This is a genomic window from Sporosarcina sp. P29, from assembly GCF_002743265.1.
Classification (GTDB): Bacteria; Bacillota; Bacilli; order Bacillales_A; family Planococcaceae; genus Sporosarcina.
Genome location: NZ_PDYX01000005.1, coordinates 15,241 through 29,689, shown reverse-complemented (window position 1 = coordinate 29,689; position 14,449 = coordinate 15,241). Strand labels below are relative to the sequence as shown.

The window sequence follows — 14,449 nt, the reverse complement described above, 5'->3', positions numbered from 1 at the left end:
GAGTAGCAAATTGATAAGTGAATCAGAAAGAAAGCAGGGTATAGTATGAGAAATAAAAATGATGAACTTTCTTCCAGAAAACGTAGGCGGAAAAATAAATGGATAAATGGAGGGATCCTTCTACTCTTTATTGTCCTTATTAGTAGTGTGATATGGATTGGAACGAACGGTTGGAATATGGAAAAGGCGGTTGAAAGTATTCAAAATGAATCAGAATCAACTACTGACTTTCAAGAGATAGATGAACCTGCCGATTCAAATAGTACGGATATGACAGGACGTAGTGAAGAAAACACATCGTCTTCTGACGTACCGAGTGAGGAACTGCTTCGAGAGACAGAACAACTAATAATCGAAGAAGATTCGAAAGAAGAGAAAGTACGGGAGGAAGAGTCTGAAGGGGAGGCAGTGCCGCCTTCTAACCCCACTGGTTATATAAAAGGACAGAAGTTACCTAAAGAACCGAAGCTCATTAAAGGTGTATTACTTGCCAATAAACAATATCCTTTACCTGAGGACTATGCACCTGGAGAAAGCGAGGAAGCAAGAGAGGCATTCGATGAGTTAGCTGCATCCGCCGTTACATCTGGCATTAATCTGCAGGCTTTCAGTACGTATCGTTCGTATGACTACCAAGTCACCTTATATAACCGATATGTGGAGAGAGATGGGCAAGAAGCGGCCGATCGGTATAGTGCGCGTCCTGGCTATTCGGAGCATCAGACAGGGCTTGCATTTGATATTGGGGAAGTCAATCATGAAAAACATTGGGCATCGAATTCCTTTGGTGATACAGAAGCAGCTAAGTGGCTTGCTGCTAATGCCCATCAATACGGATTTATCCTTCGCTACCCTGAAGGAAAAGAAGATAAGACTGGTTACATGCATGAATCTTGGCACTATCGTTATGTTGGAAAAAATAAAGCTGAACAAATATTTAAACGAAACATCACTTTAGAAGAATATTTAGGTGTGCGATAAAAATAGCCGACAGAAGATCGTGATCTTCTGTCGGCTATTTTTTATTATAAGATGGGGGAGAGTAAGCGTGAAATGGATTCTTTTAGTTTAATCAATCGCTCACGCCCCAAGTAAGCATCTAGTGTCAGCTCGGTTGAGTTTTGAATATCTTCTTCAAAAATCTCTGCCAATTCATGTGATTTTTTTCGATCATAGATGAAAGCATTCACTTCGAAATTCAAGCGGAAACTGCGAACGTCTATATTAGCTGTTCCAACAGACGACACTTGATCATCTACTACAATTTGCTTGGCGTGGATGAAACCATTTTCATAAATATATATTCTAGCTCCAGCTTTTAGTAAAATACCGACATTCGAATAGGTCGCCCAGTAAACAAACATATGATCCGGTTTATTAGGGATCATAATCCGTACATCTACACCTGACAGACACGCGATCCGAAGCGCATCTAGCATGCTCGTATCAGGAATAAAATAAGGTGTCTGAATATAGATGTAGTCTTTTGCTTGAAATATCATTTTCAAATAGCCATCTTTAATGTCTTCCCATTCGGAATCAGGTCCGCTAGAGACAATCTGTAAGCCGACATCTCCTTTGCGGGGAATCGCTGGGAAGAATCGTTCATTGTATTGAAGATTTGTTTTAGGAGATGCTTGATTCCAATCGAGTATAAAGCGGGTTTGTAATGGATGAACCGCGCTTCCTTCGATTCGAAGATGTGTATCGCGCCAGTAGCCAAACTTTTTGCTGAGTCCCAAATATTCATCCCCAACATTAAAGCCACCGATGTAACCAATCCGCCCGTCAATAATGACGATTTTCCGATGGTTCCGGTAATTTAAACGAGGATTGATCAAGGGGAGCAAGGCCGGAAAGAACGCTGCTACTTCGCCACCACTTTCAATTAATTCATTAAAGTTCTTTACGTGCAAACCACGTGAACCAATATCATCAAAAAGCATACGTACTTTTACACCTGATTTCGCTTTATTGATTAGAATCTCTTCAATCTGCTTTCCTATACCGTCCAGCCGGAAAATATAATACTGAATATGGATATGATCACGTGCGTGTTCCAAGTCTTCAAGTAATGCGTCAAATTTATCGCGGCCATCCGTATATACTTGCACATCATTATCTTGTGTCAGTACGGAATGATTATTGCGTAAATGCAAATAAATCATATCGTCATATTCTTCTGTATCGGTCTTTAAAAACTCGAACGTCTCATTTTCTATGGCCTCAAGCTGATAATTAATTAGCTTTTCAATACCAATCTTGCTCCTACCTTCCCAGCGAAATAAGTGCTTTTGACGCAATTGTCGACCGAGTAATAAATAGATAATGAACCCTAAAATTGGAATAAAAAACAGCACGAGCAGCCATGCCCAAGTACTTGTAGGATCCCGGCGCTCTAAAAATATTAAAGCAATCGCGAGAAATATATTAATGATCAACGTGCTTGTAATAATCAAACTAATTACTTGAGTCATATGTTTCCTCCCGTAGGATATATACTATTCCTTTAGTATAGCGGAGTTGCGAATAAATAACCTATTTATATAGGAAGGTGAACTTTCTTCTGCTTACTATCAAGCAATTGAATCTGTTGTGTTTCGCAAAGAGCGTGTGGATTTGCGGAAAATAAATACGAGACCTATAGATAGTAACGCTATAATGGCAGAAACAAAGTACATATTACCTGCCTGCATCGTGAATACCCACGTAAATAATAACGGTCCAATAATTCGGCCCATATTATCCATAGAGTATGAGAGACCTGCCGCGGTACCATACATACCACCTGACTCTTTAGTAGTAAGAGATACGAGTACTGTTCGGACCAGTGCGTTACCTGCAGTGAATACGCTCATTGCAAAACCTGCCCATAGCAAGCTTGTGGAAAATGGAATGAGTATAAGACCAATTGCTGTAACGACCTGCGCAACGATAATCCAAGAAGTTTCGGTACCATTTTTCACACGTCGTACCACACCGCCTTGAATAGCTGCATCTACGAGACCGCTCGCCATAAACAAATAGCCTAGTTGCAAAGGTGTAATTTGAATTTTTTCGATTTGGAAGAGCTGGAATGTGGCTTCCACACCGGCGAGTAAAAAGGTGATAATAAATGAGGTGATAAATAGATAACGAATACGATATGTCCATAAAGTAGAAGCGCCTTTCGGAATAATCGCCCGTTTGTTACCTTCGCTATGACGATCAGGCTCTTTTAGAATAACCATAGCGTACACTGTTAATAATAACGTTAAAGTACCGGACGCTATGAATGGCAATTGCAAATGAATGTCCCCAAGAATACCACCGATTGCTGGACCAAAGATGAATCCTAGCCCAATTGACATACCGAGCAGACCCATGTACTTATTACGATTTTCCTCCGTCGTGATATCAGCGACAAAACCAGTTACCGCCGTATACAGCGCGCCTGAGAAGATACCACCCACTACGCGTGAAACATATAGCCATACAATGTGATGCATGAATGCTGCGAATAAAAAGAAGCTAACACTGAAGCCGAGCAACCCAATCATGATCAGTTTCTTTCTACCGGTGCGGTCTGAAAGTGCACCCCATAATGGTGCTGTGAAAAATGAAGATAGAGCATAAATTGTCAACAAGCCACCGACATGTACCTCTGAAAAGCCTTCAGCGAGGATGACTTCAGGTAAAATAGGAATGATAATGCCGAAACCAAGATAAACGAAAAACTGGACGGACATCAATAATAAGATCGTTTTCTTCATATGTAACCCGCTTTCTGAATGAATAGTTTCTTTCTCATCGTACGATGAATAAGTGGAGCATTCAAGTCTCAGCAAGGGAGAGGTAGTTCATATTTATGAGTGGATTGATCCTACAGCAGGGGACTGTTGGAAAAGCATTTCCCTAGTAACGGAAATCCCCACGCCGAAAACTACTGATGCTTTCCTATATATTTTTATAGGGCACTAACTTCAGAACGGAAAAAACTGCCCCGAGAAGTCATTAACGACTCCTGGGACAGCTCTATACTTTTTCTTAGTGCAGCTTCACACGCTGCAAACGCAAAGCGTTCAACACGACTGAAACCGAACTAAACGCCATCGCAGCACCTGCTAGCCAAGGGGCTAACAAACCGACTGCTGCAATTGGAATGCCGATGGAGTTATACGCCAACGCCCAGAATAAGTTCTGCTTAATATTTCGGACTGTCAACTCACTCATTTTCAGCGTATCAACTACCCGCAACAAATCACCATGCATGAGCGTCACGTCAGCCGCTTCCATCGCGACCGCCGTTCCGGTACCCATCGCCATACCAATATCGGCTACCGCAAGAGCAGGTGCATCGTTAATACCATCGCCGACCATAGCCACGCGCTTACCTTCAGCTTGTAAGGAGCGGATCACCTCTGCTTTACGGTCGGGTAGTACGCCTGCGATAACATGATCTATACCTGCAGTGTTTGCAATCGCCTGAGCTGTCGTATGCTGATCTCCAGTTAACATAATGACTTCAAGGTTCATCGCACGAAGTTCAGCAATTGCTTGCTTCGATGTATCTTTAATCGTATCGGCAACCGCAATGATTGCTTCATGTACGCCATCTACCGCCATGAACATAACGGTCTTGCCGTCGCCTTCCATTTGTTCTACAGACGCAATCGTCGAATCAAATTCTACATTATGGCGAGACAGTAGGTTTTTTGTTCCTAGCAAAATATTTTTCCCATCAATTACAGTTTGAATTCCGAAACCGGGAATCGCTTCGAATGAATCCACAATAGGCAATGTAGAAACCTGCTGCAATCCGTGGGACGTAATAGCTTTTGCAACCGGATGCTCGGAATCACTTTCAGATGCCGCAGCAAGTGAGAGTAAAGATATACGCTGTTTTTCATCGCGAACGTGGAAATCTGTTAGTTCTGGAAGACCTTTTGTAATCGTTCCCGTTTTATCAAAAACAATGGTATTGATCGAGCGGGTTTGTTCCATCGCTTCAGCAGTTTTAAACAACACGCCTTCTTCCGCTGCACGTCCTGAACCCGCCATGATGGAAGTAGGAGTAGCAAGACCAAGTGCACAAGGACACGCGATGACGAGAACGGCAATCATGCTTGTTAGAGAAGCTTCAAAATTACCTGGTGCAACTATGAAATACCATATAAGGAACGTAATAATCGCAATGCCGACTACGATAGGGACAAACACTCCGGATATCCGATCAGCTAGTCGCTGAATCGGTGCTTTTGAACCTTGTGCTTCCTCGACGACGCGAATAATATTTGAAATCATCGTGTCTTTTCCGACATTCGATGCTTTTATCCGTAATGAACCATTGGCATTCACGGTGGCGGCAAACACATCATTGCCTTCTTGTTTTTCTACAGGTAAGCTTTCGCCCGTTAGCATCGATTCATCCACTGCGGAAGATCCAGATAGCACTATGCCGTCAACGGGTATAGAAGCTCCTGGTCGAATGACTAAAATATCTCCATGTGTTACTTCGTGGATGGATATTTCCACAGTTTCTCCGTTGCGCTCAAGAATGGCTACTTGCGGTTGCAGTTTCATCAGATTTTTGATTGCATCAGAAGAGCGACCTTTTGCACGCGCCTCGAATAATTTACCTAGTAAAATCAATGTAATCAACACTGCGCTAGTTTCAAAATATAAGCCATGGTCCAGTGCGTAACCCGTCAAAACCAGATAGACTGAGTAGAAATATGCGGCGGATGTACCGAGTACAACCAGTACGTCCATATTGGCACTACCATTACGTAGAGCTGCATACGCACCTTTATAGAACGTGGCACCAATCCAAAACTGAACAGGTGTTGCTAATATCCACTGAAAATATGGATTCATGAAAATTTCAGGCACATACATCCAAGAAGTGAAGGAGAAGTGTGCAAACATGGTCCACAAGAGTGGTAATGAAAGGATGGAGGAAATAATCAGCTTGCGTGTCTTTTCATCGATATCTTTCTGTCGATGATCTGTTTGACCTTCCGATTCTTCTGCTCGGGGTGCTGCCTCATAACCAATTTTTTTGACCTTCTGCAAAATGTCTGTCAATTCCATAGCGGCAGGATCATAGCTTACATGAGCTGTTTCAAGCGCCAAGTTGACAGTGGCGGATTGAATGCCAGGCATACGCGATAACACTTTTTCAATTCGCGCGGAACAAGCGGCACATGTCATACCGCTAATGTTGAGGTTCACTTCTTCCATCAGTACGTCATAACCGAGCTTGCGAATTCGATCTTCCACTTCTGTTAATTCAACTTGCTCGGAATCAAATGTAACAGCCGCTTTTTCAGTAGCAAAATTGACAGTAGCTGTCGAAACACCTTCCATTCGTTGCAACCCTTTTTCAATGCGATTTGCACAAGCGGCACATGTCATACCAGTAATAGCAATTTCTTTTTTTTGCTCATTCATGATGCTGGTCACCTTTCTTGTTACGCTTCGACGTCATATCCTTGATCTTCAATGGTTTCTGTCATTTTATCAACGGTTACAACAGAATCATCAAATTGTACGACTACGTTTTCTGCTTTCAAATCAACTAAAGCACGTTCCACTCCGGATAATTCTGTTAATGCACCTTCTACTGCTTGTACACAGTGATTGCATGTCATACCTTTTACGTTCAATGTAGTTGTAGTCATTTAAAATTCCTCCTATTTTCTAATTAATTTAGCTATAGTTTTAGCTAACTCGTCTAACACTTCTTCGTCGCCTTCAGCTAACCTATTTTTAACACAGCCTTTTAAGTGTCCGTCTAACAAAACATTCGCCACACTGTTCAGCGCGGATTGTGTAGCGGATAGTTGTGTAATAATATCATCACAATAAACATCGCGCTCTACCATACCTTTAATACCTCGTATTTGACCTTCGATGCGGTTCAGACGATGAGTCAAGTTCGTCTTAATTTCTTCCGGATGATGACTCTTGCGGCAAGAAATTTCTACCTCATCCAGAGAAGGATCTTCAGGAAGTAATGTCACTCGATATCTGCCACCTTTCGTATATATGTACTTTAATATACGTATGGGGGGTATGTCAAAGCATGTGATTTTACATTTTAAGGTTTAAAACTTGCATAATTGGTGAAAATGTAACATAAATGAAAGATTTAAAAGGTGGTTAAAGTGTTATAATAAAGATAATAAAAAAAATCTATAAAAACTAGAACTTCACGAGCGATCAAACGTCTATATAACTAACTAGGAAGGTTGAGGTGGAAGAAGTGGCTAAAGAAATGGATTTCAAGAAAATTATTTCCAATTTGGCGAAGCTTGGTGTTTCCGCAAAACTCACAAAATCCAGAAGTGATATGTTGCAAGCATTGACGCCTGCCGTACAAGCACCACCCGTTCAAGCGAATTAACTAACAGACCATACAAAAAGCTCATCCCCGAATGTATTCGAGGATGAGCTTTTTGCGTTAGTTTATGTTTTAAATTTTCTTCACAAACTCCGATTTTAGTTGCATTGCGCCAAATCCATCAATCTTACAATCGATGTTATGGTCACCGTCAACTAAGCGAATGCTTTTCACTTTTGTTCCCATCTTCAAAGCGTTGGAACTTCCTTTTACTTTCAAATCTTTAATGACTGTCACAGAATCTCCATCCTGCAACACATTGCCATTTACGTCCTTGATCTCCGGCATACCTGATGGATCGGATTCTTCCATCGATCCAGGTGTCCATTCATATGCACATTCTGGGCAAACGAGAAGGTTCCCATCCTCATAAGTGTATTCGGATTGGCATTTTGGACAATTTGGTAAAGTTGACATAAAAAAACCTCCCTTTCCTATACATTCTACACAATTTGTGAAGGCTCGGAAAGGGAGGCAGTATTCATTTACAGTTAATCATTGTCATCCGCATCGAATAAATACGTTCGCTGATGGAACTTCATGCTGAAAATTAAGCCGATCGCCAGCATATTACTAAATAAAGAACTTCCCCCATAACTTATGAATGGGAGAGGGATACCTGTAATAGGTAACAGCTGAATATTCATGCCAATATTTTCAAATACGTGGAACGCGATCATTGCAATGACGCCCGTACAAACATACACGCTGAACGGATCATGCAAAGAAAGAGCAACTTTCGTTAAGTGGTAAATTAAAATGAAATATAGCGTGATTACCAAACAAGCGCCGATAAAACCATATTCTTCTCCTATTACACTGAAGATAAAGTCCGTGTGATTCTCAGGGATGTACACAACGCGTTCTAGAAAACCTTTACCTGTCAGTTGTCCTGAGCCTATTGCAGTCATCGCAGTAATCAAGTTATACCCTTCGTCAGTCGGGTAAGAGTACGGATCGAGCCAAGAATAGACACGTTTGAACTGATAAGGTGAAAACCCGAATTTGTCGAGCATGTCTTGTGCGAACAAAGACATCCAAAGAATGCCTCCTGCTGCTGCCGCTCCAAATGAAAAGACAGGCACGAGTATTTTCCATGATATTCCCGAAACAATGACGATGGCAGCAGTAATCGAAATGAAGACGAGTGAAGTTCCGAGGTCGGGTTGCTTCATGATGAGAAACAACGGAACGATAAGCATTAGCGCGATTTTACCGAGTAATACAAGGTCTGTCGCATAGGTTCTGTTTAACGAGCGTTCGTTATGCGTGCTAACCAACTTGGCAAGTCCGATAATAAAGAATGTCTTAATGAACTCGGCAGGCTGGATTGTCCCAATGACAGGCAAATGCAACCATCGTTTTGCGCTGTAGCGCATTTCGGCAATTTGGCCTGGACCGCCGGGAGCTAACATAAGAAAAACCAACAAGAAAATACCAAAGCCATAGAAATACCAAGCGAACTTTTTATATTGATCGGGTTCAAAGTACATGACCATCGCTACGATGAAAGAACCGAGTATATACCATCTCACTTGTTTTAAAACGAAGTTCTGTGTATATTGCTCAGAGGTTTGAGCGGATCCAATGACGAAAAAACTGACAATCGCGAAAAGCAAAATGATAAAGGCAAGTGTCCAGTCGAATCGTTCACCTAGCCTGTTTGTTTGTTTCAATTATGAACTCACCTTTTCTTAAGCTAGTATTCTCTTACTATAAATACCTATTATATCGCAAAACTTTTTAAGAAGTACACCCATTAATAGACGAGTTGTGAAATGATTGGTTTCTACGAGAAGTAAAAAGAATGAAGAACGTTGGTTTTTCATTCATGAATTGGCTCTATTCATGGTAAACTGTATGAATGAAAACTACGGAATGTGAGGAGATTACATGAAAAGACGGTTAGGTTTAGTATATGGCGGGAAATCCGCAGAGCATGAAGTGTCGCTTTCTACAGCGCGCGCAGTAACAGAGGCGCTTGATTTAGATAAATATGAAGTGTTACCAATCTATATAACGATGCAAGGTGAATGGTTAAAAGGTAGTCCGTTGACTGGGCCGGTTACAGATATTGAGACATTACGTCTGAAAAATGAACAACCAAAGCCTGATCATATTGAAAGTTTTTTGCAAGGGGATATGCCCGACGTCATTTTGCCACTTCTTCACGGAACGAACGGGGAAGATGGAACAGTACAAGGTTTATTTGAAGTCTTAAATATTCCATACGCAGGTAACGGAGTACTCGCTTCATCAGCAGGTATGGATAAAGTTGTAATGAAACAATTATTCGCTCAAGCGGGATTAGCGCAAGTTGCATATGTCCATTTCATTCGCAGTACGTGGAAAGAACATGCGGAGCAATTATTAGATCAGGCGGAACAAGAACTTTCTTATCCAATGTTCGTTAAACCTGCGAATCTTGGATCGAGCGTTGGCATTAGTAAAGCGGATGATCGCGAGTCGCTTAAAAAAGCGATTGAGTTGGCATTGAAATTTGACCGCAAAATTATTGTGGAACAAGGAATTGTGGCACGTGAGATTGAAATGGCGGTTCTTGGTAATGATTATCCTAAAGTATCGGTAGCGGGGGAAATCCGTCCGGTTGCTGACTTTTACGACTATGAAGCGAAATATAAAGACCAAAATACGGAATTATCTATTCCAGCTGAAGTGCCCGGTGCAGTCGCAGAGCATATGAAAGACATGGCAATCCGTGCATTTAAAGTTTTAGACTGTTCAGGACTCGTACGAGCAGACTTTTTCGTCACGGTAGACGATGAAGTATTGATCAATGAAGTGAATACATTACCTGGCTTCACACCGACAAGTATGTTCCCGTTACTATGGCAGAAATCTGGATTGACTTATCCCGAATTAATCGATCAGCTAATTGAATTGGCAATAGAACGCCATACAGAAAAACAACAACTGCAATATACAATGGACTGAGTGGAGGAAGTAACGTGAAACGAAATCTATCAATGATCCAGAAATGGCTTCAGGCGGAAGGGCAGCATATCGCAGAGCAACTTGTTACAGGTGTCAGCATTGATTCACGAAATGTGCAAGCAGGTGACTTGTTCATCCCTTTTAGAGGAGAACAAGTAAATGGCCATCAATACGTCAATGGGGCAATTGAGCAAGGTGCAGTCGCCGCACTTTGGCTGAAAGATGAACCTAATCCGCCCGCAGATATACCACTGTTGTTCGTCGAGGATTCAGAGCTCGCACTACAGCAAATGGCCCGTAGTTATCGAAGTGAATTGACGTGTACTATCGTCGGAGTTACAGGATCGAATGGTAAAACGTCGACAAAGGATCTGATTGCGGGGGTATTGTCACCTTATCGCAAAGTTAAAAAAACGGAAGGAAACTTCAATAATGAGCTTGGCTTGCCACTAACGTTATTAGCTGTCGAAGACGACACGGAGGTTGCGATTCTTGAAATGGGAATGAGCGGCTATGGAGAAATTTCTTTCCTATCAAGGCTTGCTAAACCACAGTTTGCAGTCATAACGAATATTGGTGAGGCGCATATGCAAGACCTTGGTTCTCGTGAAGGAATTGCAAAGGCGAAGTTTGAAATCATCGACGGTCTCGTGAGTGGCGGTGTGTTGCTCTATGATGGTGACGAACCGTTATTAAATGAATTAGTACATCAACAGCCGAGTTTGCGCAATGTGTCATTTGGCTATGAACAAGCAGATTTGACTGTGCAACAAATTATATCTACCGATAAAGGTAGTTCATTCACTGTAAACGGTAAGCTGGAAGGACAGTTTACCATTCCTGTATATGGTTCTCATCAAGTAAAGAATGCACTGGCCGCGATTATGATCGCAAAAGAGTTAGATCTAACGGAACAACAAATTGAAGAGTCATTAAGTGAAACGACATTAACGGATATGCGTATGCAACCTATAGCTGGTAAAAACGGTTCATTACTCATTAATGATGCCTACAATGCAGCACCTACTTCTATGCGTGCGGCGTTCCGTTTTATCGATGAAACAGCCGTCAAACAAAACAAGTGGCTCGTATTAGGCGATATGCTTGAACTTGGTACCGATGAACAGCGTTACCACGAAGAGCTCGCGGACGAACTAAAGAAAATGAACGTAAATGGCATCGCGCTATTTGGACCACGTATGAAGTGGTTGTCGGAGCAATTGAAGGATTATCCAGGAGATATCATGTGGACAGCGAACGATACGGAGTTACTAGCAGATGCATTGCGCCCGAAACTGTCGGATCAGACAGTGGTGCTGTTTAAAGGATCTAGAGGAATGAAGCTAGAACGGATCATAAAGTTGCTCGTAGAGGAAAAATTGTGACGACAGGCGTTCTCATCATTCATGGATTCACTGGTGGTCCTTTTGAAGTCGCCCCATTCAAAAGATTTCTACAGAATCATACAGATTGGAAGGTAGCAGTACCTGTTTTACCGGGGCATGAAATGGATCGGGGCGTACAGAGGGGCACAGCCAAATCATGGATGATGGTCGCGGAATTAGAATTGAGAAGACTACAAAAAGAAGTGGACGACGTCATAGTCGTCGGCTTCTCCATGGGCGGCTTAATCGCCATGTATTTGGCGTTACGCTATCCATTAAAAAAGCTTATCTTATTAAGTGCTGCGGCCAAATATATTAGTCCACGTATTTTATTGGAAGACGCGAGGATCATGATGAGGAGCTTAAGACACAAAGATTATCCTCCCGACTCGTTCTATCATCTGTATAATTATAAGCTGACAAATACTCCTGTTCGTGTGGCGCTAGAGTTTTTACGCGTCGTTCGCTTAGTGCGACCGTATCACCATCAAGTCAAAACCCCTGTTTGTATCGTGCAAGGGAAGCAAGATGGTATTGTTCCTGCATTCACGGCAGATTACCTATACGAAAAACTCGGCTCGAAAGAAAAACATCTGATTTATTCTGAACATGGGAAACACCATATTTGTTATAGCGAAGATCGCCATGTATGGTTTGCGAAAGTACTGAAGTTCATGAACGAAGACTGATTAATGGAACTTAAGCGGATTCGTTGCAGTCTCGTGTAAGCCATGGTAGAATGATGAAAGGAATTGGATACATTTACACGGCACTCTACCGTTATATTATACGGAGAGTACTTTTTTTTGAATAAAACGGTGATTAGTAGGCAAACTAGCAATGATTTGCTGTTTTCACCGCTCGGCAAGGACCGAGCTTTCCTTGTATGTCACGGGTTTTACATTGTGCTGTATAAAAATCTGGACGCAATTACGATAGGTGTAATTGATATGACCCCTCTCAACCACAAGAATCCTTCTAGGAGATTCTTTTTATAAACCAGAGATGGATATATCGGAAACGCTCCCAACTTTCAAAGTACATGGCTCGAATTTGCCGCGCTTTCATTTGCAGATGTAACCAATTGTCAAATGGAGAAATAAAGGAGAATGAATATTTTGACGAAGTTTTCAGAATTGAATATTAGTGAAACAACACAAAACGCTTTGCTACGCATGGGGTTTGAAGAGGCAACACCAATCCAAGAGGGTACAATCACTTTTGGTATGGAAGGCCGCGACGTAATCGGGCAAGCACAAACAGGTACTGGTAAAACGGCAGCATTCGGTATTCCAATCATTGAAAAATTGGATCCAAAGAGCACTGCAGTTCAAGCGTTGGTCATTGCACCAACACGTGAATTGGCAATTCAAGTATCAGAAGAAATTTATAAAGTAGGCTACGGTAGCCGTGCGAAAGTTCTTTCCGTTTATGGCGGACAAGAAATCGGACGTCAAATCCGTGCACTTCGTAATAATCCAAATATTGTTGTCGGTACACCGGGACGTATTTTGGACCATATCAACCGTAAAACATTGAAGCTTGATCACGTTCAAACACTTGTTTTGGATGAAGCGGATGAAATGTTGAACATGGGATTCATCGAAGATATCAACACAATTCTTGCAAGCGTACCGGCTGAGCGTCAGACGTTGCTATTCTCAGCAACTATGCCTGCTCCAATCCGTAAAATTGCAGAAACTTTCATGAAAAACCCAGAAATGGTAAAAATCAAATCAAAAGAAATGACTGTTGAGAATATTGAGCAGTTCTTCGTAAAATCTCATGAACGTGAGAAGTTCGATGTGCTATCAAGATTGTTGAACGTTCAACAGCCTGAATTGGCTATCGTATTCGGACGCACAAAGCGCCGGGTAGATGAGTTGGCTCATGCACTAAGTATCCGCGGCTATATTGCTGAAGGAATTCACGGTGACTTGACACAAGCAAAACGTATGTCAGTTTTGCGTCAGTTTAAAGACAATAAAATTGATGTACTCGTAGCAACAGACGTAGCTGCACGTGGTTTGGATATCACAGGCGTAACACACGTTTACAACTTCGATATTCCACAAGATCCGGAAAGCTATGTTCACCGTATCGGTCGTACTGGCCGTGCTGGTAAAAGTGGAGTTGCAGTTACATTCGTAACGCCACGTGAAATGGGTTACCTTCGTATCGTTGAGGAAACGACTAAGAAGCGTATGACACCATTACGTCCACCAACTTCTGATGAAGCATTGCTTGAACAGAAGAAAAATGCAGTGGATTCATTAGTGGAAACAATTGAGCAGAAAAACTCAGAGGATTATGCTGGATTAGCAGCACAATTGCTTGAGAAGCATGATGCAAAAGAAATTGTAGCAGCAGCACTTAAGTCATTGACTAAAGATGTTGATGAGACGCCTGTAAGTATTTCAGAAGAGCGTCCACTACCTTCACGCAGACCTTCTTCATCACGTTCTGGTGGTGGCGGCTATAAAGGCGGCAATCGTAGCGGTGGCGGCGGACGTTCTCAAGGTGGACGCGGCAGAAGCGGTGGCGGTTCAGCAACTGGCGGATCAAGTAGACGTAGTAGCGGACCTCGTGATGGCGCAAGAAGAGACGGCGCATCAAGACGTAGCAGTAGCACTCGTTCAGAAAGATAAGAATACGAAATGGGAAATCCGGGCCTGCATTATAGCAGCCCGGATTTTTTTGTCGTGAATATGATATGATCGATTAG

At 42.1% G+C, this 14,449-nt stretch carries 13 protein-coding genes; 6 read left to right on the top strand and 7 right to left on the bottom strand.

Features of this window, described 5'->3' with window-relative positions:
* Nucleotides 1-45 precede the first annotated feature (45 nt).
* A complete protein-coding gene (locus CSV68_RS06085; protein WP_099661712.1) occupies nucleotides 46-981 on the top strand; it encodes a M15 family metallopeptidase in 936 nt (311 codons plus the stop codon).
* 44 nt (nucleotides 982-1,025) lie between these two features.
* Here the strand turns inward: CSV68_RS06085 and cls are convergent, their stop codons facing one another.
* The 5 genes from cls to CSV68_RS06060 all read right to left on the bottom strand — a co-directional run bounded on the left by cls (nucleotide 1,026) and on the right by CSV68_RS06060 (nucleotide 7,004).
* A complete protein-coding gene (gene cls / locus CSV68_RS06080; RefSeq protein ID WP_099633883.1) occupies nucleotides 1,026-2,477 on the bottom strand; it encodes a cardiolipin synthase in 1,452 nt (483 codons plus the stop codon).
* A 99-nt stretch (nucleotides 2,478-2,576) separates the two neighbouring features.
* On the bottom strand, nucleotides 2,577-3,752 hold the full coding sequence (locus CSV68_RS06075; protein ID WP_099633884.1) for an MFS transporter: 1,176 nt from the start codon (nucleotides 3,750-3,752) through the stop codon (nucleotides 2,577-2,579).
* A 274-nt stretch (nucleotides 3,753-4,026) separates the two neighbouring features.
* Complete coding sequence (locus CSV68_RS06070; RefSeq protein WP_099661711.1) at nucleotides 4,027-6,432, bottom strand: heavy metal translocating P-type ATPase; 2,406 nt, start codon at nucleotides 6,430-6,432, stop codon at nucleotides 4,027-4,029.
* A gap of 20 nt (nucleotides 6,433-6,452) precedes the next feature.
* The gene (gene copZ / locus CSV68_RS06065; protein WP_099633886.1) at nucleotides 6,453-6,662 is read right to left on the bottom strand and encodes a copper chaperone CopZ; all 210 of its coding nucleotides are present in this window, start codon (nucleotides 6,660-6,662) and stop codon (nucleotides 6,453-6,455) included.
* A gap of 12 nt (nucleotides 6,663-6,674) precedes the next feature.
* Nucleotides 6,675-7,004 carry a metal-sensitive transcriptional regulator gene (locus CSV68_RS06060; RefSeq protein WP_304442242.1) on the bottom strand — a complete coding sequence of 110 codons (330 nt, stop codon included), beginning with the start codon at nucleotides 7,002-7,004 and terminating at the stop codon, nucleotides 6,675-6,677.
* 233 nt (nucleotides 7,005-7,237) lie between these two features.
* On the opposite strand from CSV68_RS06060, the gene CSV68_RS17140 reads away from it, so the two are divergent.
* A complete protein-coding gene (locus tag CSV68_RS17140; protein WP_156890545.1) occupies nucleotides 7,238-7,387 on the top strand; it encodes an Lmo0850 family protein in 150 nt (49 codons plus the stop codon).
* 69 nt (nucleotides 7,388-7,456) lie between these two features.
* Here CSV68_RS17140 and CSV68_RS06055 read toward each other — a convergent pair whose 3' ends face one another.
* A complete protein-coding gene (locus CSV68_RS06055) occupies nucleotides 7,457-7,801 on the bottom strand; it encodes a zinc ribbon domain-containing protein YjdM (protein ID WP_099661710.1) in 345 nt (114 codons plus the stop codon).
* A 74-nt stretch (nucleotides 7,802-7,875) separates the two neighbouring features.
* Complete coding sequence (locus CSV68_RS06050) at nucleotides 7,876-9,060, bottom strand: FtsW/RodA/SpoVE family cell cycle protein (RefSeq protein ID WP_099633888.1); 1,185 nt, start codon at nucleotides 9,058-9,060, stop codon at nucleotides 7,876-7,878.
* Nucleotides 9,061-9,277: 217 nt separating this feature from the next.
* Between CSV68_RS06050 and CSV68_RS06045 the strand changes: the two genes are divergently transcribed.
* The 4 genes from CSV68_RS06045 to cshA all read left to right on the top strand — a co-directional run bounded on the left by CSV68_RS06045 (nucleotide 9,278) and on the right by cshA (nucleotide 14,372).
* Complete coding sequence (locus tag CSV68_RS06045) at nucleotides 9,278-10,339, top strand: D-alanine--D-alanine ligase (RefSeq protein WP_099661709.1); 1,062 nt, start codon at nucleotides 9,278-9,280, stop codon at nucleotides 10,337-10,339.
* Between the two features lie 14 nt (nucleotides 10,340-10,353).
* A complete protein-coding gene (locus tag CSV68_RS06040) occupies nucleotides 10,354-11,724 on the top strand; it encodes a UDP-N-acetylmuramoyl-tripeptide--D-alanyl-D-alanine ligase (RefSeq protein WP_099661708.1) in 1,371 nt (456 codons plus the stop codon).
* Nucleotides 11,721-12,413, top strand: a complete 693-nt coding sequence (locus CSV68_RS06035; RefSeq protein WP_099633891.1) for an alpha/beta hydrolase — start codon at nucleotides 11,721-11,723, stop codon at nucleotides 12,411-12,413. The genes CSV68_RS06040 and CSV68_RS06035 overlap by 4 nt, the downstream gene beginning before the upstream one ends.
* 429 nt (nucleotides 12,414-12,842) lie before the next feature.
* Nucleotides 12,843-14,372, top strand: a complete 1,530-nt coding sequence (gene cshA / locus CSV68_RS06030; protein WP_099633892.1) for a degradosome RNA helicase CshA — start codon at nucleotides 12,843-12,845, stop codon at nucleotides 14,370-14,372.
* The last annotated feature ends 77 nt before the right edge of the window (nucleotides 14,373-14,449 follow it).

Bases quoted from the DNA above. Each gene is read 5' to 3' on its own strand.
- CSV68_RS06085 (WP_099661712.1), top strand. From the start codon at position 46: ATGAGAAATAAAAATGATGAACTTTCTTCCAGAAAACGTAGGCGGAAA.
- cls (WP_099633883.1), bottom strand. From the start codon at position 2,477: ATGACTCAAGTAATTAGTTTGATTATTACAAGCACGTTGATCATTAAT.
- CSV68_RS06075 (WP_099633884.1), bottom strand. From the start codon at position 3,752: ATGAAGAAAACGATCTTATTATTGATGTCCGTCCAGTTTTTCGTTTAT.
- CSV68_RS06070 (WP_099661711.1), bottom strand. From the start codon at position 6,432: ATGAATGAGCAAAAAAAAGAAATTGCTATTACTGGTATGACATGTGCC.
- copZ (WP_099633886.1), bottom strand. From the start codon at position 6,662: ATGACTACAACTACATTGAACGTAAAAGGTATGACATGCAATCACTGT.
- CSV68_RS06055 (WP_099661710.1), bottom strand. From the start codon at position 7,801: ATGTCAACTTTACCAAATTGTCCAAAATGCCAATCCGAATACACTTAT.
- CSV68_RS06045 (WP_099661709.1), top strand. From the start codon at position 9,278: ATGAAAAGACGGTTAGGTTTAGTATATGGCGGGAAATCCGCAGAGCAT.